The organism is Dactylosporangium darangshiense, assembly GCF_039537565.1.
Classification (GTDB): domain Bacteria; phylum Actinomycetota; class Actinomycetes; order Mycobacteriales; family Micromonosporaceae; genus Dactylosporangium; species Dactylosporangium darangshiense.
This window is the reverse complement of the sequence record NZ_BAABAT010000032.1, coordinates 1-26520: the sequence shown is the minus strand read 5'-3', so window position 1 is coordinate 26520 and position 26520 is coordinate 1. Positions and strand designations below refer to the sequence as shown.

Annotated in this window: 29 protein-coding genes; 19 read left to right on the top strand and 10 right to left on the bottom strand. The window is 74.7% G+C overall.

Going from position 1 to position 26520, the window contains the following annotated elements; all coding sequences use genetic code 11:
* Position 1: 1 nt before the first annotated feature.
* A complete protein-coding gene (locus ABD901_RS40030) occupies positions 2 to 1231 on the top strand; it encodes a (Fe-S)-binding protein (RefSeq protein ID WP_345135604.1) in 1230 nt (409 codons plus the stop codon).
* Positions 1232 to 1364: 133 nt separating this feature from the next.
* Here ABD901_RS40030 and ABD901_RS40025 read toward each other — a convergent pair whose 3' ends face one another.
* The 3 genes from ABD901_RS40025 to ABD901_RS40015 form a co-directional block, all read right to left on the bottom strand.
* Positions 1365 to 1949 carry a GNAT family N-acetyltransferase gene (locus tag ABD901_RS40025; RefSeq protein WP_345135603.1) on the bottom strand — a complete coding sequence of 195 codons (585 nt, stop codon included), beginning with the start codon at positions 1947 to 1949 and terminating at the stop codon, positions 1365 to 1367.
* A 132-nt stretch (positions 1950 to 2081) separates the two neighbouring features.
* On the bottom strand, positions 2082 to 3695 hold the full coding sequence (locus ABD901_RS40020; RefSeq protein ID WP_345135601.1) for a CATRA conflict system CASPASE/TPR repeat-associated protein: 1614 nt from the start codon (positions 3693 to 3695) through the stop codon (positions 2082 to 2084).
* Positions 3685 to 4008 (bottom strand): CATRA system-associated protein, encoded by a 324-nt coding sequence (locus tag ABD901_RS40015; RefSeq protein ID WP_345135599.1) that lies wholly within the window; start codon positions 4006 to 4008, stop codon positions 3685 to 3687. The genes ABD901_RS40020 and ABD901_RS40015 overlap by 11 nt, the downstream gene beginning before the upstream one ends.
* A gap of 29 nt (positions 4009 to 4037) precedes the next feature.
* Here ABD901_RS40015 and ABD901_RS40010 point away from each other — a divergent pair, with 29 nt between their 5' ends.
* Positions 4038 to 4301: a hypothetical protein gene (locus tag ABD901_RS40010; protein ID WP_345135597.1), complete on the top strand. Its 264-nt coding sequence runs from the start codon at positions 4038 to 4040 to the stop codon at positions 4299 to 4301.
* A 37-nt stretch (positions 4302 to 4338) separates the two neighbouring features.
* On the opposite strand, the gene ABD901_RS40005 is transcribed toward ABD901_RS40010, so the two are convergent.
* Positions 4339 to 4962: a hypothetical protein gene (locus tag ABD901_RS40005; protein WP_345135596.1), complete on the bottom strand. Its 624-nt coding sequence runs from the start codon at positions 4960 to 4962 to the stop codon at positions 4339 to 4341.
* 113 nt (positions 4963 to 5075) lie between these two features.
* Here ABD901_RS40005 and ABD901_RS40000 point away from each other — a divergent pair, with 113 nt between their 5' ends.
* The 8 genes from ABD901_RS40000 (at position 5076) to hpxZ (ending at position 13716) form a co-directional block, all read left to right on the top strand.
* Complete coding sequence (locus ABD901_RS40000; protein ID WP_345135594.1) at positions 5076 to 6815, top strand: ABC transporter ATP-binding protein; 1740 nt, start codon at positions 5076 to 5078, stop codon at positions 6813 to 6815.
* 44 nt (positions 6816 to 6859) lie between these two features.
* The gene (locus ABD901_RS39995) at positions 6860 to 7804 is read left to right on the top strand and encodes an acyltransferase domain-containing protein (RefSeq protein WP_345135592.1); all 945 of its coding nucleotides are present in this window, start codon (positions 6860 to 6862) and stop codon (positions 7802 to 7804) included.
* 68 nt (positions 7805 to 7872) lie between these two features.
* The gene (locus tag ABD901_RS39990) at positions 7873 to 8511 is read left to right on the top strand and encodes a GntR family transcriptional regulator (RefSeq protein WP_345135591.1); all 639 of its coding nucleotides are present in this window, start codon (positions 7873 to 7875) and stop codon (positions 8509 to 8511) included.
* A 98-nt stretch (positions 8512 to 8609) separates the two neighbouring features.
* Entirely contained in the window at positions 8610 to 10346 is a 1737-nt protein-coding gene (gene atzF, locus ABD901_RS39985; RefSeq protein ID WP_345135589.1) for an allophanate hydrolase, read from the top strand.
* Positions 10343 to 11038 carry a biuret amidohydrolase gene (gene biuH, locus ABD901_RS39980; RefSeq protein ID WP_345135587.1) on the top strand — a complete coding sequence of 232 codons (696 nt, stop codon included), beginning with the start codon at positions 10343 to 10345 and terminating at the stop codon, positions 11036 to 11038. The genes atzF and biuH overlap by 4 nt, the downstream gene beginning before the upstream one ends.
* A gap of 11 nt (positions 11039 to 11049) precedes the next feature.
* Positions 11050 to 11730, top strand: coding sequence for a cysteine hydrolase family protein (locus ABD901_RS39975; protein ID WP_345135585.1), 681 nt, complete (start codon positions 11050 to 11052; stop codon positions 11728 to 11730).
* A gap of 1 nt (position 11731) precedes the next feature.
* Positions 11732 to 13324, top strand: coding sequence for a SulP family inorganic anion transporter (locus ABD901_RS39970; RefSeq protein ID WP_345135583.1), 1593 nt, complete (start codon positions 11732 to 11734; stop codon positions 13322 to 13324).
* Between the two features lie 11 nt (positions 13325 to 13335).
* Complete coding sequence (gene hpxZ, locus ABD901_RS39965) at positions 13336 to 13716, top strand: oxalurate catabolism protein HpxZ (protein ID WP_345135580.1); 381 nt, start codon at positions 13336 to 13338, stop codon at positions 13714 to 13716.
* An 88-nt stretch (positions 13717 to 13804) separates the two neighbouring features.
* Here hpxZ and ABD901_RS39960 read toward each other — a convergent pair whose 3' ends face one another.
* Together ABD901_RS39960 and ABD901_RS39955 are read right to left on the bottom strand one after the other, a co-directional pair.
* The gene (locus tag ABD901_RS39960; protein ID WP_345135578.1) at positions 13805 to 14302 is read right to left on the bottom strand and encodes a hypothetical protein; all 498 of its coding nucleotides are present in this window, start codon (positions 14300 to 14302) and stop codon (positions 13805 to 13807) included.
* Positions 14303 to 14331: 29 nt separating this feature from the next.
* On the bottom strand, positions 14332 to 15297 hold the full coding sequence (locus ABD901_RS39955) for an Lrp/AsnC family transcriptional regulator (protein WP_345135576.1): 966 nt from the start codon (positions 15295 to 15297) through the stop codon (positions 14332 to 14334).
* Positions 15298 to 15382: 85 nt separating this feature from the next.
* On the opposite strand from ABD901_RS39955, the gene ABD901_RS39950 reads away from it, so the two are divergent.
* From ABD901_RS39950 to ABD901_RS39940, 3 genes are read left to right on the top strand one after another with little or no spacing between them, the layout of a single operon-like run.
* Positions 15383 to 16897, top strand: coding sequence for an MFS transporter (locus tag ABD901_RS39950; RefSeq protein ID WP_345135573.1), 1515 nt, complete (start codon positions 15383 to 15385; stop codon positions 16895 to 16897).
* A gap of 9 nt (positions 16898 to 16906) precedes the next feature.
* Complete coding sequence (locus ABD901_RS39945) at positions 16907 to 17410, top strand: RrF2 family transcriptional regulator (protein ID WP_345135571.1); 504 nt, start codon at positions 16907 to 16909, stop codon at positions 17408 to 17410.
* Positions 17407 to 18693, top strand: a complete 1287-nt coding sequence (locus tag ABD901_RS39940; RefSeq protein WP_345135569.1) for an FAD-binding oxidoreductase — start codon at positions 17407 to 17409, stop codon at positions 18691 to 18693. Before ABD901_RS39945 ends, ABD901_RS39940 begins: the two co-directional genes overlap by 4 nt.
* Before the next feature lie 67 nt (positions 18694 to 18760).
* Here the strand turns inward: ABD901_RS39940 and ABD901_RS39935 are convergent, their stop codons facing one another.
* From ABD901_RS39935 to ABD901_RS39925, 3 genes are read right to left on the bottom strand one after another with little or no spacing between them, the layout of a single operon-like run.
* Positions 18761 to 19336 carry an HdeD family acid-resistance protein gene (locus ABD901_RS39935; protein WP_345135567.1) on the bottom strand — a complete coding sequence of 192 codons (576 nt, stop codon included), beginning with the start codon at positions 19334 to 19336 and terminating at the stop codon, positions 18761 to 18763.
* 43 nt (positions 19337 to 19379) lie between these two features.
* Entirely contained in the window at positions 19380 to 20201 is an 822-nt protein-coding gene (locus ABD901_RS39930; RefSeq protein WP_345135565.1) for a DnaJ C-terminal domain-containing protein, read from the bottom strand.
* A gap of 31 nt (positions 20202 to 20232) precedes the next feature.
* Positions 20233 to 20802: an Hsp20/alpha crystallin family protein gene (locus ABD901_RS39925; protein WP_345135562.1), complete on the bottom strand. Its 570-nt coding sequence runs from the start codon at positions 20800 to 20802 to the stop codon at positions 20233 to 20235.
* 173 nt (positions 20803 to 20975) lie between these two features.
* On the opposite strand from ABD901_RS39925, the gene ABD901_RS39920 reads away from it, so the two are divergent.
* Positions 20976 to 21371 (top strand): DUF2267 domain-containing protein, encoded by a 396-nt coding sequence (locus ABD901_RS39920; protein ID WP_345135561.1) that lies wholly within the window; start codon positions 20976 to 20978, stop codon positions 21369 to 21371.
* A 64-nt stretch (positions 21372 to 21435) separates the two neighbouring features.
* Here ABD901_RS39920 and ABD901_RS39915 read toward each other — a convergent pair whose 3' ends face one another.
* Positions 21436 to 22479, bottom strand: coding sequence for an NAD-dependent epimerase/dehydratase family protein (locus tag ABD901_RS39915; protein WP_345135558.1), 1044 nt, complete (start codon positions 22477 to 22479; stop codon positions 21436 to 21438).
* 113 nt (positions 22480 to 22592) lie between these two features.
* On the opposite strand from ABD901_RS39915, the gene ABD901_RS39910 reads away from it, so the two are divergent.
* The 5 genes from ABD901_RS39910 to ABD901_RS39890 all read left to right on the top strand — a co-directional run bounded on the left by ABD901_RS39910 (position 22593) and on the right by ABD901_RS39890 (position 26463).
* Positions 22593 to 23246 carry a glycosyltransferase family 2 protein gene (locus tag ABD901_RS39910; RefSeq protein WP_345135555.1) on the top strand — a complete coding sequence of 218 codons (654 nt, stop codon included), beginning with the start codon at positions 22593 to 22595 and terminating at the stop codon, positions 23244 to 23246.
* Positions 23243 to 23989 (top strand): TIGR04282 family arsenosugar biosynthesis glycosyltransferase, encoded by a 747-nt coding sequence (locus tag ABD901_RS39905; RefSeq protein WP_345135553.1) that lies wholly within the window; start codon positions 23243 to 23245, stop codon positions 23987 to 23989. Before ABD901_RS39910 ends, ABD901_RS39905 begins: the two co-directional genes overlap by 4 nt.
* Entirely contained in the window at positions 23986 to 24630 is a 645-nt protein-coding gene (locus tag ABD901_RS39900) for a methyltransferase domain-containing protein (protein WP_345135551.1), read from the top strand. The genes ABD901_RS39905 and ABD901_RS39900 overlap by 4 nt, the downstream gene beginning before the upstream one ends.
* 94 nt (positions 24631 to 24724) lie before the next feature.
* Positions 24725 to 26029 (top strand): molybdopterin-dependent oxidoreductase, encoded by a 1305-nt coding sequence (locus ABD901_RS39895; RefSeq protein WP_345135549.1) that lies wholly within the window; start codon positions 24725 to 24727, stop codon positions 26027 to 26029.
* On the top strand, positions 26026 to 26463 hold the full coding sequence (locus tag ABD901_RS39890) for a hypothetical protein (RefSeq protein ID WP_345135547.1): 438 nt from the start codon (positions 26026 to 26028) through the stop codon (positions 26461 to 26463). Before ABD901_RS39895 ends, ABD901_RS39890 begins: the two co-directional genes overlap by 4 nt.
* Positions 26464 to 26520: the final 57 nt, after the last annotated feature.

Genomic DNA, 26520 nt, shown 5'->3' with positions numbered 1-26520 from the left:
CATGTCCACTTCTCGCGACGACCTCATCAGCGACTGTGTGCACTGCGGCTTCTGCCTGCCGACCTGCCCGACGTACGTCCTGTGGGGCGAGGAGATGGACTCCCCGCGCGGGCGCATCCAGCTGATGCTCCAGCAGTCCCAGGGCGAGCCGCTGTCCCCGTCGATGACCGCCCACTTCGACGCCTGCCTCGGCTGCATGGCGTGCGTCTCCGCGTGTCCGTCGGGCGTGCAGTACGACAAGCTCATCACCGAGACCCGCACGATGGTCGAGCAGGTCCGCCCGCCCGCCGGCCGGGCGCTGCGCGCCGCCGTCTTCGCGCTGTTTCCCTATCCGCGCCGGTTGCGGGCGGCGAAGGCGCCGCTGGTGGGGTACCAGCGGATGGGTCTGCCCTTGAAACGGCGCCTGCCGGCGACCTTGCAGACGCTGGTCTCACTGGCCCCGCCGGTCCGCCGCGCCGTCGCGCTCCCGCCGCTCGTGCACGCCCTCGGCCCTCGCCGCGCGCGGGTCGGCATGCTCACCGGCTGCGTGCAGCACGCCTTCTTCCCGTCCGTGAACGCCGCCACCGCCCGGGTCCTGGCCGCCGAGGGCTGCGACGTCGTCATCCCGCCGTCGCAGGGTTGCTGCGGCGCCTTGAGCCTGCACAGCGGCCGCTCCGCCGAGGCCGCGCGCTTCGCCTCGGCGCTGCTCGACTCGTTCGCCGACGTCGACTTCCTGATCGTGAACGCGGCGGGGTGCGGGTCGTCGCTCAAGGAGATCGCCGCGCTGCTGCCCGACGATCCGCGGGCGGCCGCGCTGGCGCCCAAGGTGCGTGACCTGTCGGAGTTCCTCGTCGAGCTGGGCCCGGTCGCGCCGCGCCACCCTGTCCCGGTGGCCGCCGCCTACCACGACGCGTGCCATCTTGCGCACGCTCAGGGGGTGCGCGCTCAGCCGCGCGCCCTGTTGCGGGCCATTCCCGGCCTGGACCTGCGGGAGATCCCGGACCCGGAGATCTGCTGCGGCTCGGCCGGCATCTGGAACATCCTGAATCCCGGGCCGGCTGCGGCTCTGGGCGACCGCAAGGCGCGCGACGTCCTGTCGACGGGCGCGTCACTGCTGGTCACCGCAAACCCCGGCTGCCTGATGCAGATCGCGGCGGCGGCGACGCGGGCGGGCGCGTCGCTGCGTTTGGCCCACACCGCGCAGGTGCTGGACGCCTCGATCCGCGGCGTACGCCCCGAGGTCCTGTCGTAGCTCGCCTGCCGCACCCACGGAGTTCCGCCGCACCTTCCGGGCGCTCGGGCGGCGTTTCCGCTCTGGAAAATGGCAGCCGTCGTTCGGCGCCGGGCCATCAGCGGCCGGCGACAGACCTCGACACCCGATCTTGTCAGAGGTCTGTATGGAGTCGAGCGTGGATGTGCATGTCGTGCCAACCATCGGTGTGCAGCATGTACCCGCGCAGCGTTCCTTCGGCGGGAAATCCGCAATTGAGCGCGACGCGGCAGGACGCCGGGTTGGCGGTGGAGTGCAGCAGGAACACGCGGTGCAGCCGTAACACCTCGAAGGCCCAGTGAGTCAGGGCACGCGTGGCGCGGGCGGCTACACGAGCGCCGCGAGCGGCGGGTACGACCCAATACGAGACCTGGGCTTGAGCGGCGAAGAGCGCGAGCGAGCGCAGGCTTGCCTGACCGATCGCCTGGTCGTCACTGGTGCGGGCGATTGCCCAGCCCGCGTCGGTCTCGGCGTGCCATGAGGTGGTCCAGTCTTCTATCCACTGGTGGACTTCGTCGTCGCCATCGATGCTGCGCATATGCCAGCGTTGAATGTCGGGCGTGGCGAAGGCCGTACGGATCGCGTCGGCATCGTCAGCGCGCCAGGGGCGCAGCGTCAGGTCGTCGTCGACGACCAGTCGCGGCTGCGTGAGAGCGCGTAGAGCGCCGGCCGGAAGCGCGGGGTTGACCAAGCCAGGCACATCGACCACCGTAGCGGTCGTCGACTTGGATGAGCCGGCGAAGCCCGGCCGGAACCACGATGACTCCACCGGGGGCAGGCCGGTAGCTCATCAAGCACCTTTCGGGCTCGCAGATCCGGTTCGGAGAATCAGTCACCCGGGGCCGGACCAGAGCCAGGCCGTGGCGCGGTACGTCTTGTTCTCCACCTCGCACGCCGAGAACTCGGCTGCGTGGAGGCCGGGATGGCCCTCGGCCACCACGTCGCGGAACAGGCGGTCGGAGATCACCGTGACGACGTCGGCGTCGGGGCGGGACCCCGCCGCCGCGCGCAGTGGTGGGGAGTCCAGCAGGCGGCCGGCCTCCACGATCGTGCCGCCGCTGAAGCCCATCGACGCGCGCGCGATCGGGCCCGCCGTTGCCGACAGGCGCATGCGGATGCGGTGGCCGGGGTGGGAGGCGTTGTCGGCGGCGAGGGCCGCGCGCCAGCCGTGCAGCAGGGCCGGCAGCACGCGGTGCAGCTCCAGCGCCGGCGGCAGGACGACCATCATGCCGTCGCCGCTGGGCTGGTGGTCGGCGTCGGCCGGGCGTACGCCCACCCGTTCGAGGACCCGGTCGACCAGGGCCGCCACGCGGGACTGCACGGCGTCCTGCTCCGGGGCGGGGCGGGCGCTGTAGCCGATCACGTCGACGCCGAACACCAGGCAGTGCTGGATCGAAGCGGACGGCGGCGGCGCGGCGGCGGCGGGCGGCGGGGACGAGGAGGCCAAGGCGCGCAGGCGATCCGAGCGCTCGTGGGCGGCCGCCAGAGGCTCGGCGTCGTCGGACAGCTGGTGCGTGAGCCACTCGGACAGGGCGGCGTCCGTGGGGAGCGGCGGGTCCAGGTACGCGGTCAGGTTCGCGCGGGTGATCTCGACGGCTCGGGTCAGCAGGCGCAGGCGTTCCAGCGTGTCGGTCAACGTGGCGGCGCCGGCGGTCAACGCCGGCGCGGAGTCGCGCGGGGACGACGCGTCGCGCAGGTGGTCGGCGAGGCGGTCGAGCTGCGCCGCGGTGTCCTCGCGCAGGCGCAGCAGCTGGCTGCCGTCGCCGCGGACCCGGGCGAGGTAGCGCAGCCAGGAGGCGTGCAGGAGGTACCGGCCCAGTGGGGGCAGGGCCGTGTCGCCGCCGCTCCAGGTGAAGCGGCTCAGGTCGGCGTCCTCGCCGGGGCGGGCGACGACGACCAGGCGGCGGGCGGCATCGAAACCGCGCGGGGTCGTCTCCCACAGCGTGAAACCGTCGGCCTCGACGGAGCGAGCCCACCATGCTCTGGCGTCCGCAGCAGCAGCCGGGAGGTCGGCGCGGACGTCGGCGGCGGGCGGGTCCTCGGACTTGGCCTGGAAGATCGTGACGGCGCCGAGCAGCGGTGCGGGGTCGCCGGCGGTGAGCAGGCGCCAGCGGGAGGCGAGCTGCTGCCAGGTGGGCGGTGCGGACGTGCTGGACGGCAGCGGCGTGGCCATCACCAGGGACAGGTTCAGGGCGTCGCGCTCGCGGCGCAGGATCGCCTGGTGGTCGGCGGCCGGGTCCTGCAGGGCGGCCAGCGGGCCCTCGACGGCATCGTGCACGTCGCCGGGCCAGCGGGCGCCCAGGCCGGCCTCGGCGATGCCGCGGGTCATGCCGAGCTCCTCGCGGCAGGCCGACCAGATCCCGGCGAGGCGCTCGAGCGCCGGGGCCGCCTGCGGGCCGGTCAGCGGCGCGAAGACGTGCGCGACGAGCTCGTGCTCAACGAGCACGGCCGTCCTCCGGTGGCTCGTCCGCAGGGGCGTCCACCAGGGCGTGCACGAGGGTCATCTGGCGTTCCAGGACCTGCGGGGGGATGCCGCCGACGTCGTCGCTGCCGATGCGCAGGGCCTTGATGCGGCCGCTGGACTCCAGGCCCGCCACCGCGCGACGCAGGGAGTACGCATCGGCGTCGGCCAACGCGGTGGCGATGCGGTCGAGGAAAACCTCGGCGCGTTCCCAGCCCTGCGGCGTCAGTTCCCAGTCGGTGAGATCGCGCAGGACGCGAACGGCGTCCGCGGTCGCATCGGCGTCGAGGCGGTCCATGCTCGTCACTGTACAAAGCGGCGCGGGCCGTGGGCCTCCACCGAAACCACGACACGTTCCGGGACGGCGTCGGGTTGGCGACGATGGTGAGCCGCGAGCGGGGACCGCCCGTCACCAGAGGCATGGAATCGAACCTGGTGGACTGCCCCGAGTGCGGGCTTCCGGCGACCAAACGGTCCGAAGGACTGCTGGCGAGCACCGCCGGCCCGGTCGAGCACGTGCGGCTGCGCTGCGTGCTCGGGCACTGGTTTCTCGGGCCGTCGGACATCCTGCTGCACCGGCGGCGGCGCTGAGGGCGGGCGGCCCGAGGTCGCCCGCCCCCTGCAACGATCAGTTCGGGCGCAGCGGACGGCCCTGGCCGTCGACGGGGCGGCCGGCGAGCATCATGACGCCGTCGATGACGAACCAGAGCCACAGGCCGCCACTGATGAGGAACGGGAAGAGCAGGAAGAAGCCGCAGATGAAGGCGACCCAGCCGATGACGATGCTCAGCACGAGCTGGGTCACGCCGAGGGCGATGTTGCCCGCGTAGAGGCGGCCGATGCCGCCGATGACGAAGAGGCCCGGGAGCAGCTGCAGCAGGCCCGCGACGAGCTTGCTCTTGTCCGAATAGGGCTGGCCGGTCAGCGGGTCGTAGGCGGCGGCAACAGCCATCGGGTAGCCGACGGGCTGGCCGTAGCCGGCCTGCTGCGCGTAGGCGGCCTGGCCGTAGGGGTCGTATCCGCCCGAGGTCGGCACGCCGGAGACCGGCGGCATCTGATAGGCCGTCGAGTAGGGCTGGCCGGACGCCGGCGGGCTCGAGGCCGGCGGCGCGGACATGGGCGGCGGCAGCGCGGGCTGGCCGTAGGGGTCTGACTGCTGGTAGGGCACCGGCTGCCCGTACGGCGAGGGCTGCTGCCCGTACGGATCCTGCTGCCCATACGGATTGGGGGATCCATACGGTGGCTGCGTCATGACCAGCAGGCTACATCGACCGTGCGACGTTTTCCGCCCCCGGTTCGGCTGTGACGCGGTCGACGCTTCGACCGACTTCCCCGGCCGAGGCGCGTACCAAAAGAATGGTGGCCATGGAGTTCGACGGCCGCCGGCCCGCTCGCACGCTGCTGCGGCTGCTCGCTCAGCGACGCTCGCGCCTGGCGTTGGCAACGCTCGCGTTCGCGGTGAAGGACAGCCCGATGTGGCTGTTACCGCTGCTCACGGCCAACATCATCGACGTGGTCGTGCAGCATCGGCCGGTGACGCAGCTGTGGCTCAACGCCGGGGTGCTCGCGGTGATCCTGCTGCAGAACATCCCGATGCACATGCTGTGGGTGCGCCAGATGAGCCTGATCGTCCGGCACCTCGGCACCGACCTGCGCTCCGATCTGGCCGGGCGGCTGCAGCAGCTGTCGATCGCGTTCCACACGAAGGCGGGCGCGAGCCTGCTGCAGACCAAGGTCGTGCGCGACGTCGAGAACGTCGAGATGATGCTGCAGCAGGTGGCCGCCTCCGGCACCTCGGCGGTGCTCACGCTGCTCGGCGCGCTCACGCTGACCGCGGTCCGGGTGCCGCAGTTCGTGCCACTGTTCCTGCTTGTGGTGCCGTGCACGGCGGCCCTGGTCGCGGCGGTGCGCCGCCGGTCGGGCGCGCGCAACGAGGAGTTCCGCCGCCGGGTCGAGGACCTCTCCGCGCGGGTGGACGAGATGGCGCACCTGATGCCGATCACCCGGGCGCACGCGCTGGAGCAGGAGGCGGTACACCGGCTGCGCGGCACCGTCGAGGAGGTCCGCACCGCCGGCCTGCGCCTGGACATGGTCAACGGGCGGTTCGGCGCGATGTCGTGGGTGACCTACCAGCTGCTCGGCGCCGCCTGCCTGGTCGGCGCCGGCTGGGCGGCGTGGAGCGGCGTCGCACCGGTGAGCGCCGGCGACGTGGTGCTGCTCAGCACGTACTTCGCCGTGCTCACCAGCTCGGTCATCGGGCTGTTCGGGCTGGCGCCGATCGTCACCAAGGGCCTGGAGTCGATCCGCTCGATCGGCGAGGTGCTCTCCGCGCCCGACCTCGAGCTCAACGAAGGCAAGCAGACCGTGGCGGGCGTGCGCGGCGAGATCGCGCTCGAAGGTGTCGGCTACCGCTACCCCGAGTCGGCCGCGCCGGCGCTGAGCGGCATCGACCTGCGCGTGGCCGAGGGCGAGACGGTGGCGTTCGTCGGGCCGTCGGGCTCGGGCAAGTCGACGATGCTGAACCTGCTCATCGGGTTCATCCGCCCGAGCGCGGGCCGCATCCTGCTCGACGGGCAGGACATGGAAAGCATCGACCTGCGTTCATACCGAAAGTTCGTTTCCGTGGTACCCCAGGAGCCGGTCCTCTTCGACGGCACGATCTGGGACAACGTGACGTACGGCGGCCGGGACCTCACGCAGGAGTCGGTGACCCGGGCGCTGCGCGACGCCAACGCGCTCGAGTTCGTCGAGGACCTGCCGCACGGGTGGGACACGATGGTCGGCGAGCGCGGCGCGCTGCTGTCCGGCGGGCAGCGCCAGCGGCTGGCGATCGCCCGGGCGCTCGTGCGCGACCCGCGGGTGCTGCTGCTGGACGAGGCGACGTCGGCGCTGGACAGTGAGTCGGAGGCGCTCGTGCAGGAGGCCCTCGCCCGGCTCATGCGCGGGCGGACCACGTTCGTGGTCGCGCACCGGCTGGCCACGATCCGCAACGCGGACCGGATCGCGGTCCTCGCCGGCGGGCGGCTGGCGGAGCTGGGCACGCACGCGGAGCTGATCGCGGCCGGCGGGATCTTCGCGCGGCTGCACGGCCTGCAGTCCGTCTAGGATCCGCCTCGCGGATCATGGTCGCGGATCGTAGAGTCGTCCGCGTGGATCTGCACGACACCGCCGCCCGGCTCGGGGTGCCCGTCGAGGACGTCGAACGCGTGCACCAGCTCGCCGGGGACCATCCGACGGCTGCGCTGCCCGCCAAGGCCGACGCGCCCGCGATCCTCGACCGGCTCGCGGTGGCGCCGGACGACGCCGCCGAGATCATGGCCGGCTGGCCCGACCCCGGCTCGGCACTGTGGACGCCGGAGCTGCGCTGGCTGCTCGACCGCTCGATCGCCCTGGTCCGCGCCGATCTCGGCGGCCACGGCTGGCTGTCGCCCGGTCCGGAGCTGCCGCGCGAGCGTGGCCCCGCCTGGCGGCACCTCTACGTGTACGCGTACCTGGCCCTGGTCGACGTCGTCAGGGAGTACCACCGCGACCACGGCGTCGCCGACGCGGTGTCGTGGGCGACGCTGGCGGACCTGGGCCGCAACCTCGCGATCGACCGGCGGATGCACCGCGAGGGCTGGCCGGTCATGCAGAGCTGGCTGACGCTGCACGCGCGCGGCGGCCTCTACGAGCTGGGCCGGCTGCAGCACCAGCGCGGCGGCGACGCCATCGACCTGCACATCCCCGACTCGGGGCCGCTGAGCCCGGAGGCGGTCGCGGCGTCGCTGGACGAGGCCCGCGCGTTCTTCCCGCGCCACTTTCCCGGCGAGGACTACACGGCGTTCGCCTGCGGCTCGTGGCTGCTCGACCCGCAGCTGCTGGAGTACCTGCCCGGGGACTCCAACATCGTGCGGTTCCAGCGCAGATTCGAGCTGGAGCCCTACGAGGAGCCCGAAGGGCTGGACGCCGACGTCGAGGTGCTGCGGTTCGTGTTCCGCACCCTGACCACGCCGCTGGAGCAGCTGCCGCGCCGCACGGTTTTGCAGCGCGCGGCCGTCGAGCACCTGCAGGCCGGCCGCCACTGGCAGTGGCGCCGCGGCCGCTTCCCGATCTAGACGCGCACCTGGGTGGAGCGCGGCAAGCTGTCGGCACGGCCTGCGGTCCCGTCTGCCACACTGTGACCATGAGAGACACCGGGGAGCTGGCCAGCGCGAGCCTGGTCGAGCTGGCGGTGTCGCGGCTGACCCGGGAGATCCTCGGCGGCGGCGCCGAGCCCGGCGAGCGGCTGGTCGAGGAGCATCTGACGCGCCGCTTCGGCATCAGCCGGGCGCCGCTGCGCGAGGCGCTGCGGCTGCTGGCGCAGCGCGGGCTGGTGGAGCACCTGCCGCGGCGGGGCGTGCGGGTGGCGATCCTGTCCGACGCCGACATCCGGGAGCTGTACGCGGTGCGCGACGTGCTGGAGCGCCACGCGGTCGAGGCGACCCCGCCGGACGCCGACCTGAGCGGGATCGCGTCGGCGATGAAGGCGATGCAGGGTGCCGACGCGCGCGGCGACCTGTTCGACGTGGCCACGGCGCACCGGGAGTTCCACGTCGCGGTCGTGGCCCGGGCGGGCAACCGGCAGCTGACGTCGGTGTACGAGTCGATCCTGGTGAAGATCCAGCTGTACATGGCGATGAACCTGCGCCGGGAGGCCGAGGTGGCCCGGCCGCACGACGGCGTGCACCGCCACGAGCGGCTCTTCGACGCGGTGTCCGCCCGCGACGCCGACGCGGTGCTGGCGGCGCTGAACGAGCACGGGGCGCGCTCCTACCTGGTCTGAGCCCTCCCCCATCTCGCCCGGCCGCATTTGAACGGTCGGACATCAATGCGTTACATCGCGCGACTTGGCGCGTAACAGGATTGTCGACAATCGACAGTATGACCAGCACCGCCATCCGCAGCGGGATCGCCGCCCTCCGCGAGGCCTACCGCCGCGGCGACCTGCGCGTCGCCGACGTGGCCGAGCGCGCCGCGACCGCCGAGGCGCCCGACGGGGTGTGGATCAGCCGCGTCGAGCCGGGGGCGCTGCGCCGGCGGGCCGCGGAGCTTCAGGGTAAGGAGCATCTGCCGCTGTACGGAATCCCGTTCGCGGTCAAGGACAACATCGACGTCGCCGGAATGCCCACCACGGCGGCCTGCCCCGCGTTCGCCTATCCGGCCGCGCGCACCGCGCCGGTCGTCGAGCGGCTCCTGGAGGCCGGGGCGATGCTCGTGGGCAAGACCAACCTCGACCAGTTCGCGACCGGGCTGACCGGGACGCGCTCGCCGTACGGCGCGGTGCAGAGCGTCTACGGCGGCGGCCTCGTCGCCGGCGGCTCCAGCAGCGGCTCCGCCGTCGCGGTCGCCGCCGGGCTGGTCGCGTTCGCGCTCGGCACCGACACGGCGGGCTCGGGCCGGGTGCCGGCCGCCATGAACGGCATCGTCGGGCTCAAGCCCACCCGCGGCCTGCTCAGCACGCTCGGCGTCGTCCCCGCCTGCCGGTCCCTGGACTGCGTGTCGGTCTTCGCGCTCGACGTCGCCGACGCCGCCGCGGTGCTCGGCGCGGCCGCGGGCCCGCAGGACGGCGACCCCTGGTCCCGGACCGGTTCCTTCAAGAGCCAGGAAGCGGCGACGGTACGCCTGGGGCTCGCCCGCCCCGACACGCTGGACTTCGAGGGCGACCGCGGGCAGGCGGAGCGGTACGTGGCGGCCGGCGTCGCGCTGTCGCGCATCACCGCCGACGCCACCGCGGTCGACCTCGGGCCGCTGCTGGAGGCGGGCGCGCTGCTCTACGAGGGGCCGTGGGTCGCCGAGCGCCTCGCCGGCCTCGAGGACTTCCTGCGCGAGCACGCGGAGGACGTGCTGCCGCTGACCCTCGGCATCCTGCGCAGCGGGGGCTCCTTCGCCGCCACCGACGCGTTCCGCGCCCAGCACCGGCTGCGCGAGCTGCGGGCGGCGACCGCGCGGCTGTTCGAGCGCATCGACGTGCTGGCGCTGCCGACGGTGCCCACGACGTACACCATCGACGAGATCGCCGCCGAACCGCTGCGGCGCAACGCGATCCTCGGGCGGTACACCCAGTTCGCCAACCTCCTCGACCTCGCGGTGCTGACCGTCCCCAATGGACACACCCCGGACGGGCGGCCGGCCAGCCTCTCGCTCATCGGCCCCGCGTTCGCCGAACCGACCCTGCTGGCGCTCGGCGCGGCGCTGCTGGGCGAGGCTCATGCGGTACACCTCGGCAAAACGCAGGACGTCGAGCTCGCGGTGGTCGGGCACCACCTGCGCGGCGAGGCCCGCAACGGCGAGCTCGTCGCGCTCGGCGGGCGGTACGCGCGCACCACCCGGACCGCGGACTGCTACCGGCTGTACCGGCTGCCCAGCGGCGTGCCGGGGCTGGTGCGCGCCGGCGCGGGCGAGGGCGCGCCGATCGAGGTCGAGATCTGGCGGCTGCCCGCCGCGGCGCTGGGCCCGCTGCTGGGCAGCGTCGCGGCGCCGCTGTCGATCGGATACGTGTCCACCGTGGACGGTGCGAGCGTGCAGGGCTTCCTGTGCGAGGCGTACGCGGCGGCGGGCGCGCAGGACATCACCGCCGGCGGCGGCTGGCGGGCCCACCGGCAAGAGGAGGGATCGTGAGCGCAACCATCGGCCCGGTCGTCGGCGCGCAGCCGTACGCCTGGCCCTACGACGGCAGCGTGCCGGTCGAGCGCACCGCGCTGCTGTGCATCGACTGGCAGACCGACTTCTGCGGGCCGGGCGGCTACGTCGACAGCATGGGCTACGACATCGGGCTCACCCGGGCCGGGCTGCCGGCCACGGCGAAGCTGCTCGACCACGTGCGCGGCCTGGGCATGCTGGTCGTGCACACCCGCGAGGGGCACGACCCGGACCTGTCCGACCTGCCGCCGAACAAGCGCTGGCGCTCGGCGCAGATCGGCGCGGAGATCGGCTCGACCGGCCCGTGCGGGCGGATCCTCGTCAAGGGCGAGCCCGGCTGGGAGATCGTGCCGGAGGTCGCGCCGGCGCCCGGCGAGGTCGTCGTCGACAAGCCCGGCAAGGGCGCCTTCTACGCCACCAACCTCGACCTGGTGCTGCGCACCCGCGGCATCACGCACCTGATCCTGACCGGCATCACCACCGACGTCTGCGTGCACACGACCATGCGGGAGGCGAACGACCGCGGCTTCGAGTGCCTGATCCTGTCGGACTGCACCGGCGCCACCGACCCCGGCAACCACGCCGCCGCGCTGCACATGGTCACCATGCAGGGCGGCGTCTTCGGCTGCGTCGCCACGTCCGCGGACGTCATCGCGGCAACGTCCTTTTAGGAGCGTCCACAGTGGCCTCTCTCGATGCACTCCCCTTCACCTACACGTTCGATCCGGCGTCCACGGCGCTGCTCGTCATCGACATGCAGCGCGACTTCCTCGAGCCCGGCGGCTTCGGCGAGACCCTCGGTAACGACGTCGGGCAGCTGCGGCGCACCATCGAGCCGACCGCGGCGCTGCTGGCGGCCTGCCGCGCGGCCGGGCTGACGATCATCCACACCCGCGAGGGCCACCTGCCCGACCTGTCGGACTGCCCGCCGGCGAAGCTCAACCGCGGCGACCCCAGCCTGCGCATCGGCGCGCCCGGGCCGATGGGCCGCATCCTCATCCGCGGCGAGGCCGGCCACGACATCATCGGCGAGCTCGCGCCGGCCCCGGGCGAGCCGGTCATCGACAAGCCGGGCAAGGGCGCGTTCTACGCGACCGAGCTCGGCGAGATGCTGACCGCCAAGGGGATCACGAGCCTCGTCGTCACCGGCGTGACGACCGAGGTCTGCGTGCACACCACCGTCCGGGAGGCCAACGACCGCGGGTACGAGTGCCTCGTGCTCGCCGACTGCGTGGGCTCGTACTTCCCGGAGTTCCAAGCGGCGGGCCTTTCGATGATCGCCGCGCAGGGCGGCATCTTCGGCTGGGTCGCCGAGTCCCCGGCGTTCATCGCCGCCCTGCAGTCAACGCTTTCGAGGACGTGACATGGAAACTTCGTTGAAGATCCCGTGGTGGGTGCGCGGGGACACGAACGCCTTCTTCGGCTTCGGCGTCAACGTGCTCGTCAACGTGCTGACCCTGACCGCGCTGTGCCTGGGCGTGGTCAAGCTCAGCGAGCACGACGTGTTCCACGCGATCCTGCCGGCGCTGGGCATCGCCCTCGTCGTCGGCAACGTGTACTACACGTTCCTGGCCCGCCGGCTCGCCCGGCGCGAGAACCGCACCGACGTCACGGCCCTGCCCTACGGCCCCAGCGTCCCGCACATGTTCATCGTCATCTTCGTGATCATGCTGCCGGTGTACCTCAAGACGCAGGACGCCACCAAGGCGTGGAAGGCCGGCCTCGCCTGGGCGTTCATCATCGGCGTCATCGTGCTGATCGGCGCCTTTGTCGGCCCGTACATCCGCAAGTACGCACCGCGCGCCGCCCTGCTGGGCACCCTCGCGGGCATCTCGATCACGTTCATCTCGATGCTGCCCGCGGCCCGCATGTGGAACCTCGCGTGGGTCGCCCTGCCGGTCTTCGCGCTGCTGCTCATCGGCCTGCTCACCGACACGAAGCTGCCCGGCAACTTCCCGATCGGCCTGGCCGCGCTGCTGCTGGGCACCGCGATCGGCTGGATCGGCGGCGCGATGGACGGCAACGCGGTCAGCACCGCCGCGCACGAGATCGGCTTCGCGATCCCCGGCGTGCACCTGGACCTGCTGTTCTCCGGCCTGTCCGACGTTGCGCCGCTGCTGGCCACCGCGATCCCGCTCGGCGTCTACAACTTCACCGAGGGCATGTCCAACGTGGAGAGCGCCGCGGCGGCCGGCGACAACTACAACCTGCGCAGCGTCCTGCTGGCCGACGGCGCCGGCGCCATCATCGGCTCCGCGCTGGGCTCCCCGTTCCCGCCGGCCGTCTACGTCGGCCACCCCGGGTGGAAGAAGGCCGGCGGCCGCAACGGCTACTCGATGGCCACGGGCATCGTCATCGCGCTGCTGTGCTTCCTGAGCATGTTCGGCCTGCTCGGCGCGATCCTGCCGATGCCGGCGATCGTGCCGATCCTGCTGTACATCGGCCTGCTCATCGGCGCACAGGCCTTCCAGTTCACCCCGAAGGCCCACGCGGCCGCGGTCATCGCCGCCCTCATACCCAACATCGCACAGTGGGCGACCAGCCAGATCGACAACTCCCTGGCCGCCGCCGGCACGACGGCGACGAAGGTCGGCGAGGCCGCACTGGAGGGCAACGGCGTCGTCTACTCCGGCCTGCTCACCCTGGGCCAGGGCGCCATCCTGGCCGGCCTGGTCTTCGGCTCGATCGTCGCGTTCGTCATCGACAAGCGCTTCATCCACGCCGCCGTCTTCGCGGTGGCCGGCGCCCTGCTGAGCTTCGTCGGCCTGATACACGCCGAGCAGATAGCCTGGAACGCCGACGGCCCGGTCGCGCTCGGCTATCTTTTCATCGCGGCGGTCTGCGGCCTGTTCGCCCTGACCCGCCCGGCCCCACGCCCGAAGGACCCCGACGAGCTGGAGCTGGACCGCCTCGAGTCCCCCTCCCCTGCCTCCTCCCCCGAGCCCGCCACCGTCTAGGAGCCTTCACAGTGGACATCGATCGCCCCGACGTCGTGGCCGAGGTCACGGCCGCGTTCACCGACTACGAGAAGGCCCTGGTGGCCGGCGACGTCGGGGCGCTCGACGCCTGGTTCTGGAACTCCCCGCAGGTCACCCGCTTCGGCATCGCGGACCGGCAGGAGGGCGCGACGGCCCTGCACGAGTGGCGCGCCGCGCAGCCTCCGCTGCCCGCGGGCCGGCGCCTCTACGACACGCACGTCACCACGTTCGGCTCGGACCTGGCCACGGTCACGACGATGTTCGACTACCCCGGGTCGCAGGACCGTCCCGGCCGCCAGTCCCAGTCGTGGGTCCGCTTCCCGGAGGGCTGGCGCATCGTCCACGCCCACGTCTCGCACGAGCTCCAGTAGGCACGTTTTCTCCGATAAGTCGGGCGCTCCGCGCCACGACTTATCGGATTTATACCCCGACAGGTCATAAGTCCGATTCCACGTCGTCCTATGAACCCGAGGAGTGCGGGTCCGCCGGTGCCGGCCAGGCCAGCAACAGTGCGGCGGCCAGGGCGGCGCAGGCGGCAAAGCAGGCCAGGGCGGCGACCGTCGGCGGGTACCAGCGCGGCGCCAGCGCGTGCAGGTCCGTGGCCAGGTCGGCGGAGGTCACGCCCTGGCCGGGGACGCGCGGTGCGATGATCGTGCCGCCGCCGAAGAACACCGGCGCCAGGCCCGACACGAGCAGGGCGCAGACCAGCCAGGCGGGGCCGCGGACGGCGGCGCGCAGGCGGGCGGCGGCGTAGAGGCAGCAGCCGGCGGCCGCGGTGCCGAGGATCGCGCCTGCCGCGAGGGCAAGGCGGGAGCGTTGCAGGCCGGCATCGCCGTACTCCAGCACGTACGCGGCGGCGACGCTCCCCCGCGCCACCAGGCCCGCCAGCCCGCCGGCGAGGGTCGCGGCGCCGGCGGCGAGCAGCACCCACCGCGCCAGGCGGACCGAGAACGGCATGGCGCCATTGTCGTCCAGGGGAGGCCCGATCACGGAACCAGGAGGGCGCCGGCGCTCTTGACCCGGCGTACCAGCGGCGTCGTCTCGGCGGACAGGACGCCCTGCAGCGAGCCGACGCCCTCGGCCAGGTAGTCGTAGAGCTCGTCCAGGTCCCGGCAGATCACGACCGCGGCGACGCTCGCCGGGCCGGTCACGGCGGCGGCGAACGCGATCTGGGGGTGGGTCGCCAGGGCGCGGGTCACCGGGGTCAGGGCGGACGGTGCGACCGTGAGCCACAGCGCCGCCTCGGCCGTGTAGCCGAAGAGCTCGGAGCGGGTGTCGACGTCGAAGTACAGGATGCCGGCGCGGCGCAGGGCGTCGAGGCGGCGGCGGACCGTGGTCTCCGACCAGCCCGTCGCCGCGGCCAGGGCCGGGTGGCTCGCGCGGCCGTCGCGGGCCAGCGCGGCGAAGAACGCGTCGTCGGCGGGGCCCACCTCGGCGGCGCTGCCGTCCGGTGCGGGCGGGAGCAGGGCCTCGACCTGCTCGGGGGTGAGCGCGGCGGTGCGGCCGGGCCAGCCGCCGACGCCGGCGACCGCGCGCAGCATGCAGTGCGCGCTCACGGCGGTGATGCGGGGCGTGCGCGGCAGCTTCTGCAGCAGCAGCTCGCCCTCGTCGGCCTGGCGGCGGGTGCGGGTGATGCAGTTGATCTCGGTACCGCCGGACATGATCGTCACCCAGGACGTGTCGGTGCGGCGGGCCAGGGCCACAGCGATCGGGACGGCGGCGTCGGGGGTGCAGCGCATGCGCACCATCCAGTCGACGCGACCGATCGCGGCGGCGTGCGGCAGGCCGACGACGCGCAGGGCGCCGGCGGAGCGCAGGCGGTGGTAGCGGCGCGCGACGGTGCGGTCGGAGGCGCCCAGCACCTGGCCGATGCGGCTGAAGGGTGCCCGGCCGTCGACCTGCAGCGCGTGCGCGAGCTGCCGGTCGAGCTCGTCCAGCGTGAGTGGATCCACCGCAGACACGGTACCGCGTGCCGGATTCCGCCGCGAACGGCCGCGGACGCGACGGCGCCGCGCCGAGTCGCGCACGCTCACCGGCATGCGCAAATGGTTGCCGTTGCTCGCGGTCTCGCTGAGCACCTTCATGCTGCTGGTCGACCTGACGATCGTCAGCATCGCCGCACCCGACCTGGGCCGGGAGCTGCACACGTCGTTCGCCGCGCTGCAGTGGACCGTCGACCTCTACGTCCTGGTGCTCGCCGCCCTGCTCATGGCCGCCGGGTCGTTGTCGGACCGGCTCGGGCACCGGCGGGTCTTCATCGGCGGGCTCGTCGTGTTCGCCGCCGCGTCGCTCGCCTGCGGGCTGGCGCCGGACGTCGGCACGCTCATCGCCGCGCGGGGCGTGCAGGGGCTCGGCGCCGCCGCCATGTACGCCACGAACGCCGCCCTGCTCGGCATCACCTACGCCGGCCGGGACCGCTCGGTGGCCTTCGGCGTGTGGGGCGCGGCCAACGGCGCGGCCGCCGCGGCTGGGCCGATCCTCGGCGGGCTGCTGACCGAGCACGTGGGCTGGCGCTCGATCTTCCTCGTCAACCTGCCGGTCGCCGTGCTGGCCGTGATCCTGGCCCGCACCGCGCTGCCGAGCGCCGTGACCGACCGTGTACGGCGCACGGACGTGCCCGGCGTCGTGAGCTTCACCGTCGCCGCGACGCTCGTCGTGTACGGCCTGATCCGCGCCGGCGACGCGGGCTGGGGCGATCGGGTCACGGTCGCCGCGCTGGCCGGCGGCGTGGCGGCGGTCGCGGTGTTCCTGCTGCTGGAGCGGCGGCGAGCCGAGCCGATGCTGGACCTGTCGCTGTTCCGGCGCCCGGCGTTCGCCGCGCTGATGTTCGGTGCGGCGGCGCTGACCGCGTCGGCCTTCGCCAACCTGGTGTTCGTCTCGCTGTGGGCGCAGTCGGTGCTCGGGCTCGGTGCGATGGCCGCCGGGCTGGTGCTCGCGCCGATGGCCGTCGTCGCGTTCGTGGTGGCCGGGGCCGGCGGGCGGCTGCTGCACGCGGTGGCGCCGCGGTACACCATCGGCCTGGGCCTGCTGCTCGTCGCCGCCGGCACGGCGCTGTGCACGCTCGTCGGCCCGGGCTCGGGCTGGACGGCCCTGGTGCCGGGCCTGTGCGTGACCGGCGTGGGCGTCGGGCTGAGCACGCCGGTCCTCGCGTCGGCGGCACTGGCGGTGGTACCCCCGCAGCGCGCCGGCATGGCCAACGGCGCCTCGAACACGTTCCGCCAGCTCGGGTACGCCCTCGCGCTGCCGGTCCTCGCCACCGTGGTGTCCGGCCGCGCCCGCGACGTTCTGGCCGGCGGCGGCGTCGCCGCGCCCGAGGTGGCCGCCCGGCGGCTCACCGGCGGCGGCTTCGGCGGCCTGCTCGGCGAGGCCCCCGCCGGGCTGCTGCGCGCCGCCTACGCCGCCGGCCTCGACCGCATCTTCCTGGCCAGCGCCGCCCTGGCCGCGCTGGGCGGGATCGCGGTCCTGGTACTGCTGCGCCCGGCCCGACCGGCAGACGCCGGGCGACGCACGGCACAGCGCGACACGGTTGACGCCGTAATTCTGGATAGTTAGTGTCCAGGTATGCGGATGAGCGAGGGCGTCGAGTGGGCGCTGCACGGCTGCCTCAACCTGACCTGGCTGCCGCCGGGGCGTGCGGTGCCGGCGGCGAAGCTGGCCGAGTTCTACGACCTGCCCGCCGCATACCTGAACAAGCAGTTCCAGGCCCTCGCCCGGGCCGGCATCGTCGCCTCGACGCCCGGCAAGCGCGGCGGGTTCCGGCTGGCCCGCGACCCGGAGCGGATCACGCTGCTGGACATCGTGGTGGCCATCGAGGGCGGCGGCGAGGCCTTCCGCTGCGACGAGCTGCTGCGGCGCGGGCCCGGCGCCGACCCCGGGACGGACTACCGCCAGGCGTGCCTGGTGTCGCAGGCGATGCGCCGCGCCGACCTGGCGTGGCGGCGGGAGCTCGCCGCGCAGACCCTCGCCGGGCTCAAGGCCGACGTCGAGCGCCGATACCCGGCCGCGCCCGAGAACACCCGGGCGCGCTTCGCCGAACTGATGACTCCTGAAGGGACCACTGCATGAGCGACCACCTGCGCGACGCCGTTCGCGGCGCGGTGCTGCTGCCCGGCGACCCCGGGTTCGACGCCGCCCGCCGGCCCTGGAACCGCGCCGTCGAGCAGCCCGTCGCCGCCGTCGTCGAGGCGGCCGACGCCGAGGACGTGGCCGCGCTCGTGCGCCACGCCGCCGCGGCCGGCCTGGGCATCGCCACCCAGCCCAACGGCCACGGCGCCACCGGCCGCACCGGCGGCACGATCCTGCTGCGCACCGGGCGCCTCGACGCGCTGGAGCTCGACCCCGGCGCCCGCCGGGCCCGCATCGGCGCCGGCGTCGCCTCGGGCCGGCTGCAGGCCGCCGCCGCCGAGCACGGCCTGACCGGCCTGCCGGGCAGCTCGCCCATCGTCAGCGTCGCCGGGGTCGCCCTCGGCGGCGGGCTGAGCTGGTTCGGCCGGGCGCACGGCTGGGTCGCCGAGAGCGTCGCCGCGTTCGAGGTCGTCGACGCCGCCGGCCGGGCGCGGCGGGTCAGCGCCGAGGACGACCCGGACCTGTTCTGGGCGCTGCGCGGCGGGGGCGGCGACTACGCCGTCGTCACCGCGCTGGAGCTGGACCTGCATCCCGCGCCGGCGCTGTACGGCGGCCGGGTCCTGTGGGACGGCGCGCAGGCGCCGGAGGTGCTCGACGCCTTCCGGCGCATCACCGCGACCGCGCCGCCGCAGCTGTCCGCCTGGTTCGCGGTGGCGAAGTTCCCGGGCGGCGAGCCGGTGGTCGTCGTCGACGTCGCGCACCTCGGCGCGCAGGACGAGGCCCGCGAGCTGCTCGCCCCGCTGCCGCCGGGCGCGCGCGCGGACACCCGGCGGGTCATGTCGGTCGCCGAGGTCGGCTCGATCACCGCCGACCCCACCGACCCGAGCCCCGGGCAGTCCCGCGCCGAGCTGCTCACCGTCCTGGACGACACGGCGGCCAAGACGCTGCTGGCCGACCCCGTCGCGCCGATGCTGGCCATCCAGGTGCGCCACCTCGGCGGCGCCCTGGCCGGGCCGGCGCACGGGCCGCACGGGCCCCTGACGGAGCCGTTCGCGGTGTACATGCTGAGCCTGCCCGGCGACGGCGTCCTGGAACGGCAGCGCGAGCTCGCCGCGGCGCTGCCGGTGAGCGGCCGCAAGCCGCTGACGTTCCTCGCGCCCCACGAGACGGCGGCCGACGCGTTCGCGCCGGACGCCCTGGCCCGGCTGCGGGCGATCAAGCGCGAGCGCGACCCGGGCAACGTGTTCCGCAGCAACTTCCCGGTGACGGGAACTCCGGCATAACCGAAAAATCCGATATGTCCGTCACGAAGTAGCGGACATATCGGATTCAAATGTCGGACAACCCTGCTCAGTGCGCTGCTGCCATCCGGCCGCGGCCCGAACCCTGGTGGGTCAGCTGGTACGCGGCGACCAGCAGCAGCACGCCGCTGATGATCGCGTAGAGGCCGATCGCCCAGGCGATGGCGAGCGCGCCCGCCGCCGGGCGCACCATGATGAACAGGCCGGCCACGATCGCGAGCGCCCCGATGAGCGCCAGCGACCAGCCGCCGTGCTGGCGGGTGGCCAGCCACAGGTCCGACAGGCCCGTCACGACCGCCCAGGCGCCGACCAGGATGGCCAGCACGATGCCGGTGATGCCGGGCCACATGATGGCCAGGACGCCGAGCACCACGCCGATGCCCCCGGCCAGGCCGCGGGCCAGCCGCGGCCCGGTGCCGTCGGCGAACCCGGTGACCGGGTTGGACGGGCCGGGCGCCGGGCGGATCGCGTGCACGAGCTGCTCGACGCCGGTGACGATGGCGAAGATGCCGAACAGCAACGCCAGCGCGATCACCGTCACCCCGGGCCAGATCACGGCGAGGACGCCGAAAATGATCGCGAGCACCCCGCGGATGCCCAGCAGCCACGCTTCCCTCTTGAGCATGTGATCCCTGCCTTTCTGCAATGCGCTACACGAGAGCAATGCGCTACATGAGACGGGCGTCGAAGGGCGACTCTCGGGCGAGCGAGCTGTAGAGCGCGTGCTCGCCGGGGGTGAGCCGCTCCGGCACCACGATGCGGATCTCCGCGAACAGGTCGCCGGCCGCGCCGCGCGGGTTGGGCAGCCCCTGCCCGCGCAGGCGCAGGCGCCGGCCCGAGGACGAGCCGGGCGGCACGTCCAGGCGCAGCTGCCCGGCCGGCATGCCGACCGGCACGACCGCGCCGAGGGCCGCCTCCCAGGGGCTGAGCGGCACCTCGACCATGACGTGGCGCCCGGACACCTTGAACCGCGGGTGGGGCGCCAGGCGCACGACGAGGAACAGGTCGCCGGGCGGCCCGCCCCGGTCGCCGGGCGCGCCCTGGCCGGGCAGGCGCAGCTTCTCGCCCTCCACGACGCCCGGCGGCACGGCGACGTCGTACTGCCGCGGGCGCCCCGCCGGGCCGGGCAGCGTCACCCGGTGCCGCCCGCCGGTGTAGGCGGTCTCCACGCCGATGGTGAGCTCGCCGCGCGCGTCGGCGCCGCGGGTGCCGCGGAACAGCCCGCCGCTCAGGTCCGCGTCGTTGTTGCCGCTGCGGTACCGCTGGTAGCGGCTGCGGCGCGCCGCGTCGTACTCGCGCCGGCGCTTCGGGTCGGCGAGCACGCGGTACGCCGCGGTGATCTCCTTGAACCGCTCCTCCGCGCCGGGTTCGGCGCTGACGTCGGGGTGGTGGCGGCGGGCCAGGCGCCGGTACGCGCGCTGGATCTCCTCCCGTCCCGCGCCCCGCGCCACGCCGAGCACCTCGTAGGGGTCGCGGAAGTCCACGGCCATGGCGGCCGCTCCCGGGTCGGTCCGGTCCGCCTCAGCCCATCGAGGAGCGGCCGACCTGGCCGGTACTGCCCGTGCCCGACGGTCCTGCCGAGCCGGGCCGCGACTGGCCCTCCTTCATCTGCTTCGCCGCCGCCGCGGGGTTGTCCGGCGAGCGCAGCTGGTCGGTGGAGGGCTCCTGCGGTACCACCGTGGACTCGACGACCGGCGTCTCGCCCTTGCGATGCACCTCGATCCGCCGCGCCTGGCGGCCGCTCGCCTTCGGCGCCACGATCGTGAGCACGCCGCCGTCGAGGTCGGCCTCGACACCGTCGGGATTGACGTCGCCGGGCAGCGCGATGAGGTACTCGAACTCACCCGTTCGCCGCGCCTGATGGCGCAGCGTCCCCTCCCGCTGCCGCTCGGCGAACGCGCCGAAGACGCGGATCTCGTTGTCGCGCAGCTCGATCTGCACGTCGCCGGGTGCCACGCCCGGCAGGTCCAGCTCGACCCGGAACGCGTCGCCGGTCTCCTCGATGTCGACGGGCGCCCCGCTCGAGACGGGCAGGCCCAGCGCCGGGTACATGCCCAGCGACCGGCGGGGACGGGTGACCAGCAGTGTCATGGTGACGCCTCCCAAATCCTCGGGCTGCATGTACAGCGCAATGCTGGGCGAGGAGCGGGTGAGGCGTTCCCACCCGCCGCGGGTGACCCGCCGCGGCCGCCGACGCCTGCCACGGCCCCGTCCGCCCCGCCGAGTGATGGCCGCTCACCTACGCGCCCGGCAGCGTTCGCGGCATGTACGAAGACGTGTTCATCGCGGAGGTACGCGACAAGACCGGCATCACCGACCCCGAGCGCGCACGGCGGGCCGTGCGCGGAGTCCTGCACGCGCTGGCGAACCGGCTGCCCGACGGCTGGGTGCACCAGCTGGCGGCGGAGCTCCCGCCGACCCTCGCCGAGCCGCTGTGGTCCTTCCAGCACCTGTACGACCAGGAGGTACACCTGGACTTCCTGTCGGACGTGGCGGCCCGTGCCGCGGTCGCGCCGGCGGACGCGGAGCGCGTGGCCCGGGCGGTGTTCGCCGTCGTAGCGGGTGCCTGCGACCCGGCCCTGCTGCGCCGCGTCTACCAGCCGCTGACCAGTGACGTGGTCGCGCTGACCGAGTCGGACTCGTCGCTGCTGCCGGTCTGATCGCCGCATCGCGGCGCGGCCCGGTCCCCGCGGAACCGGCCGCGCCGCCGACCAAGGACAAGGCTCAACCGCGCAACGGCGCGAAGGCGAAGCCGCGCAACCCCTCCCCCGGACCGATCGCGGCCGCGAAGCCGAGCTCGCGCCGCGCCCGCGCCGGCGACGCGACCACGTGCCGGACGTCGCCCGCGCGGAACTCGCCGGTGACGACGGGCTCCGGGCCGGCCATCGCCGCGGACAGGGCCGCCGCCATCGCGCCGACCGTCGTCGGTTTTCCGGAGCCGATGTTGTACACCCGGAAGCCCACGTTCTCCCCCGTCGCCCCGACGGCCGCCACGTTCGCCGCCGCGACGTCGGCGACGTGCACGAAGTCCCGTCGCTGGCCGCCGTCCTCGAACACCCGCGGCGCCCGGCCCGCCTCCAGCGCCGAGCGGAAGATCGCGGCGACCCCGCTGTAGGGCGTGTCGCGCGGCATCCCCGGCCCGTAGACGTTGTGGTAGCGCAGCGCCACGACCGATCCGTCGCACGCGCGCGCCCACGCCGCCGCAAGGTGCTCCTGCGCCGCCTTCGTCGCCGCGTACACGCTGCGCGGCCGCATCGGCGCGTCCTCGCCGACCTCGCCCGGCTCGAGCCACGCACCGCAGGACGGGCAGCGCGCCTCGAAGCGCCCGCCGGCCAGGTCCTCGGCGGTGCGCTCGGCGGGCTCGGCCGGGCCGTGTGCCGGGCAGGCGTACGCGCCCTCGCCGTAGACGACCATCGAGCTGGCCAGCACGAGCCGGCGCCGCCCCGCGCAGGCCATCGCGGCGAGCAGGACCGCGGTGCCCAGGTCGTTGCAGCCGACGTACTCCGGCAGGTCCGCAAGGTCCACGCCCATGCCGACGACCGCCGCCTGGTGCACGACCACGTCCACGCCCGCCAGGGCCGCGGACACCGCATCGGCGTCGCGCACGTCCGCGCGCACGAGCCCCTCCGGCGCGCCGGGCGACGGGGCCCGGCCGTGCGCCTTCGGGTGCAGCACATCGAGCCCGACGACGTCGTGCCCGGCCGCGCGCAGGGCGGCGGCGACGTGTCCGCCGATGAACCCGGCCGAGCCGGTGACGAGAATCCGCATGCCGTCACGCTAGGTTCGCCCGGCCGTCGCCCGCGGCCCACGTTCGCGCTTCGTAATGGTGCGTCACCTCTTCGTAAGACTTTGCGGCCCGGTCCGTGCGTAGCGTCCGCACCGTGCCTGATGTCGTACTGCCCTGCCTCGATGAGGCCGCCGCCCTGCCGTGGGTGCTGTCCCGGATGCCCCAGGGCTTCCGCGCGATCGTCGCCGACAACGGTTCCACGGACGGCTCCCCAGCGATCGCCGCCGCGTTCGGCGCCACGGTCGTACACGCCGAGCCGCGCGGCTTCGGCGCCGCCGCGCACGCCGGCCTCACCGCCGCCACCGCCGACGTCGTGTGCTTCATGGACGCCGACGGCTCGTTCGACCCGCGCCAGCTGCCGAGGGTCGCCGCGCCGATCGCCGCCGGCTCGCACGACCTGCTGCTCGGCCGCCGCCGCCCGACGCGCCGCGCCGCCTGGCCGGCACACGCCCGCCTCGGCAACGCCGCCGTGGCCTGGCGCCTGCGGCGCACCACCGGCATGGTGGTGCACGACCTGGGCCCGATGCGGGCCGCCCGCCGCGAGGCGCTGCTCGCCCTCGCCCTGACCGACCGCCGCTTCGGCTACCCACTCGAGATGCTGGTACGGGCGGCCGAGGCCGGCTGGCGCATCGGCGAGGTCGACGTCGACTACGCACCGCGCGCGACCGGCTCCCGCTCGAAGGTCACCGGCACCGTGCGCGGCACGCTGCGCGCGGTCCGCGACATGAGCCGCGTGCTGGCATCATGACCGCGCCCCGTGTGCAGCTGCTGCTGCTCGCCAAGGCGCCGGTGCCCGGGCGGGTCAAGACCCGGCTCTGTCCACCGTGGACACCCGCGCAGGCGGCCGAGCTCGCGGCGGCCGCGATCGCCGACACCGTCGAGGTGCTCGCCGCGACGCCCGCCGTCGCGCGCACCCTCGTCGCCGACGGCCCGCTGCCCGCACCGCCCGGCTGGGGCCGCGTCGAGCAGCGCGGCGCCGGGCTCGGCGAGCGGCTCGCGGCCGCGTACGCCGACACCGCCCGCCCCGGCGTGGCCACCCTGCTCGTCGGCATGGACACCCCGCAGCTCGGCGTCGCCGACCTCGTCGCCGCCGCGGCCGGCCTCGCCGCCGCCGACGCGGTCCTCGGCCCGGCGCAGGACGGCGGCTGGTGGACCCTCGCGCTACGCGACCCGTCCGCCGCCGCGGTGCTGCCCGAGGTGCCGATGTCCACTTCGGACACGTTCGCGCGCACCCGCGCGGCCCTCGCCGGACGCGGCCTGACGGTGGCCACCACGGCGACGCTGCGCGACGTCGACACCGCCGCCGACGCGTACGCGGCCGCCACCGCCCGCCCCGGCACCCGCTTCGCCCGGGCTCTGGCCGAGATCCGGGCCCAGTCCGAGGCACGGCCGCAGTCCGGAGCGCGAGCATCGTCCGAGGTCCAGGCGCAGTCCGGGGCGCGGACGCGGTCCGAGGTCCGGGCGCTGTCCGAAGTGCGGGCGGGGCGATGACGGCGCCGGTGGCGGTGTTCGGGGAGGCGCTGCGGCGGGCCGAGCGCGGCGAACCGGCCGGGCTGCGCCTGCTCGGGCCGGACGGTGCCGCGGTGCGCGCCGTCGACCCGGGCGCGTGGCACGCCGGGCACCGGCCCGGCGACGGCGCGCTGCTGGCCCGCTGCCCCGACGGCACCGTCGACCTCGGCTGCGGGCCGGGGCGCCTCGCCGCCGCGCTCGCCGCGACCGGGCGGCGCGTCCTCGGCGTGGACGTCAGCCCGCAGGCGGTCCGCTACGCCCGCCGCCGCGGCGCGCCGGTGGTGCGCCAGGACCTGTTCCGGCCGCTGCCCGGCGAGGGCGGCTGGCGCGCCGCCCTGCTCGCCGACGGCAACATCGGCATCGGCGGCGACCCGGCCCGGCTGCTGCGCCGCTGCCGGCGCCTCGTCGGGCCGGCCGGCGCCGTCCTCGCCGAGGTCGACCCGCCGGGCGCCGGCAGCTGGGCCGGCCCCGTCGCGCTCGCCGGCCCGGGCCGCACCAGCGCGCCGTTCCCGTGGGCGTTCGTCGCCGCCGACGACATCGCCGCGATCGCCGAGCGGGCCGCCCTGCGGCTCGCCGAGACCTGGACGGAGGCCGGTCGATGGTTCGTCCGCCTGAGCTCCTGACCCGCCCACCGCGCCCGGCCCACGCGCCGAGCGCGGCCGCCCGACCGTTCACCAGGCCGCTGCGCTCTGCCGAGTCTTGGACGGAGGCCGGCCGATGGTTCGTCCGCCCGAGCTCCTGACCCGCCTGCCCCGCCCCGCCCGAGCGCTGGGCGCGGCCGGCCGGCGGCTCACCGGCCGGCTGCGCTCGACGCGGCTCACCGCACGACTCGAGACGTGGCTGGGCGCCGCCGGGCGGCGGTTCACCAGCCCGCTGCGCTCGACGCCGCTCACCGCACGACTCGAGACGCGGCTGGGCGCCGCCGCGCGGCGGTTCACCAGCCCGCTGCGCTCGACGCGGCTCACCGCGCGCCTCGGGATGTGGCTGGGCATCGCGTTCGCCGTCTGCTTCGTCACCGGCGTGCTCAGCCACCTGATCCAGCACCCGCCGGGGTGGTTCCACTGGCCTTCGCGGCCGGTCCAGCTGTACCGCGTGACCCAGGGACTGCACGTGGCGAGCGGGCTGGCCGCGGTACCGCTGCTGACCGCGAAGATCTGGTCGGTCTTCCCGAAGCTGTTCGCGTGGCCGCCGGTGCACGGCCTCGGGCACGCGCTGGAACGGGCAGCGGTCGGGTTGCTGTCCGCCGCGGCGGTGTTCGAGCTCGTCACGGGCGTGCTCAACATCGCCTACTGGTACTCCGCGATGCCGTTCGGCTTCCTCGGCGCGCACTACTGGACGGCGTACCTGCTCGCCGGCGCCGTGCTGCTGCACCTCGCCGCGAAGCTGCCCGTGCTGCGCGCGGGCCGCCCGCCGGACCCGCACGGCGACAGGGGCCGGCGGCGAGTCCTGCTCATGGCCGGCGCCGCCGCCGCGACCGTCACCGTCGCGACCGTCGGGCAGACGCTGTCGCCCCTGCGGCGGTTCTCGCTGCTCGCGCCGCGGCTGCCCGGCGTCGGGCCGCAAGGGCTGCCGGTGAACAAGACCGCCGCCGCGGCGCGGGTCGCCCGGGCCGGCGACTCGTACCGGCTGGTCGTCAGCGGGCCCGCCGGCCGGCACGCGCTGGGCCTCGCCGACCTCCTCGCGATGCCGCAGGCCACGGTCGAGCTGCCGATCGCGTGCGTCGAAGGGTGGAGCGCCACCGGCACCTGGTCCGGCGTGCGCCTCGCCGACCTGCTGCGCCTCGTCGGCGCCGAGGACGCCGACCGGCCGGTGCGGGTCGAGTCGCTGCAGCCCGACGGCCCGTACCGGGAGTCCGTCGTGGAGCCCGGGCCGGCCCGCGACCCGCTGACGCTGCTCGCGCTGCGTCTCGGCGGCGAGCCGCTGCACCTCGACCACGGCTTCCCGTGCCGGCTCATCGCCCCGAACCGGCCCGGCGTCCTGCAGACCAAGTGGGTCGCTGCGATCACGGTGCTGCCGCGATGAGGGCGGCGATGCTCCTGCGCGCACTGCTGGCCGCGGCCGGCCTGGCGCTCATCGCCTACGGGGTCTCCGGCTGGCTCGACGCGCCCGCCGCCGAGCTGCGCGGCCGGCTCGTGTTCGCCGCGGCCGCCCTCGTTGCTCACGATTTCGTGGTGGTACCGCTGGTGCTGGCCGCCGGCGCGTTGCTGGCCCGAGTCGTCCCGGCGCCCGCCCGCGGGCCCGCCCGGGCGGCGCTGGTCGTCGCCGCCGCGGTGAGCGCGGTCGCGCTGCCGTTCGTCGTCGGCGCCGGGCGGATCGCCGACAACCCGTCGGCCTTCCCGCAGCACTACGGCCGCAACCTGCTGATCCTGCTGGCGCTCGTCGCCGTCGCCGCCGCCCTGCCCGCCATCCCGCCCGCGGCGCGCCGGCTGTGGCGCCGGGCCCGGCGGCCACGGTGACCGCCCGGCGCGCGGCCGCGCTCGTCGCCGACCTGCGCGCGATGCTGCTCGCGGCGC

Excerpts from the sequence above, each read along its gene's own strand:
- ABD901_RS40030 (WP_345135604.1), top strand. The coding sequence starts at position 2 with ATGTCCACTTCTCGCGACGACCTCATCAGCGACTGTGTGCACTGCGGC.
- ABD901_RS40015 (WP_345135599.1), bottom strand. The coding sequence starts at position 4,008 with ATGGACCGCCTCGACGCCGATGCGACCGCGGACGCCGTTCGCGTCCTG.
- ABD901_RS40005 (WP_345135596.1), bottom strand. The coding sequence starts at position 4,962 with ATGACGCAGCCACCGTATGGATCCCCCAATCCGTATGGGCAGCAGGAT.
- ABD901_RS40000 (WP_345135594.1), top strand. The coding sequence starts at position 5,076 with ATGGAGTTCGACGGCCGCCGGCCCGCTCGCACGCTGCTGCGGCTGCTC.
- ABD901_RS39990 (WP_345135591.1), top strand. The coding sequence starts at position 7,873 with ATGAGAGACACCGGGGAGCTGGCCAGCGCGAGCCTGGTCGAGCTGGCG.
- atzF (WP_345135589.1), top strand. The coding sequence starts at position 8,610 with ATGACCAGCACCGCCATCCGCAGCGGGATCGCCGCCCTCCGCGAGGCC.
- ABD901_RS39970 (WP_345135583.1), top strand. The coding sequence starts at position 11,732 with ATGGAAACTTCGTTGAAGATCCCGTGGTGGGTGCGCGGGGACACGAAC.
- ABD901_RS39960 (WP_345135578.1), bottom strand. The coding sequence starts at position 14,302 with ATGCCGTTCTCGGTCCGCCTGGCGCGGTGGGTGCTGCTCGCCGCCGGC.
- ABD901_RS39950 (WP_345135573.1), top strand. The coding sequence starts at position 15,383 with ATGCGCAAATGGTTGCCGTTGCTCGCGGTCTCGCTGAGCACCTTCATG.
- ABD901_RS39945 (WP_345135571.1), top strand. The coding sequence starts at position 16,907 with ATGCGGATGAGCGAGGGCGTCGAGTGGGCGCTGCACGGCTGCCTCAAC.
- ABD901_RS39940 (WP_345135569.1), top strand. The coding sequence starts at position 17,407 with ATGAGCGACCACCTGCGCGACGCCGTTCGCGGCGCGGTGCTGCTGCCC.
- ABD901_RS39935 (WP_345135567.1), bottom strand. The coding sequence starts at position 19,336 with ATGCTCAAGAGGGAAGCGTGGCTGCTGGGCATCCGCGGGGTGCTCGCG.
- ABD901_RS39930 (WP_345135565.1), bottom strand. The coding sequence starts at position 20,201 with ATGGCCGTGGACTTCCGCGACCCCTACGAGGTGCTCGGCGTGGCGCGG.
- ABD901_RS39925 (WP_345135562.1), bottom strand. The coding sequence starts at position 20,802 with ATGACACTGCTGGTCACCCGTCCCCGCCGGTCGCTGGGCATGTACCCG.
- ABD901_RS39920 (WP_345135561.1), top strand. The coding sequence starts at position 20,976 with ATGTACGAAGACGTGTTCATCGCGGAGGTACGCGACAAGACCGGCATC.
- ABD901_RS39915 (WP_345135558.1), bottom strand. The coding sequence starts at position 22,479 with ATGCGGATTCTCGTCACCGGCTCGGCCGGGTTCATCGGCGGACACGTC.
- ABD901_RS39905 (WP_345135553.1), top strand. The coding sequence starts at position 23,243 with ATGACCGCGCCCCGTGTGCAGCTGCTGCTGCTCGCCAAGGCGCCGGTG.
- ABD901_RS39900 (WP_345135551.1), top strand. The coding sequence starts at position 23,986 with ATGACGGCGCCGGTGGCGGTGTTCGGGGAGGCGCTGCGGCGGGCCGAG.
- ABD901_RS39895 (WP_345135549.1), top strand. The coding sequence starts at position 24,725 with ATGGTTCGTCCGCCCGAGCTCCTGACCCGCCTGCCCCGCCCCGCCCGA.
- ABD901_RS39890 (WP_345135547.1), top strand. The coding sequence starts at position 26,026 with ATGAGGGCGGCGATGCTCCTGCGCGCACTGCTGGCCGCGGCCGGCCTG.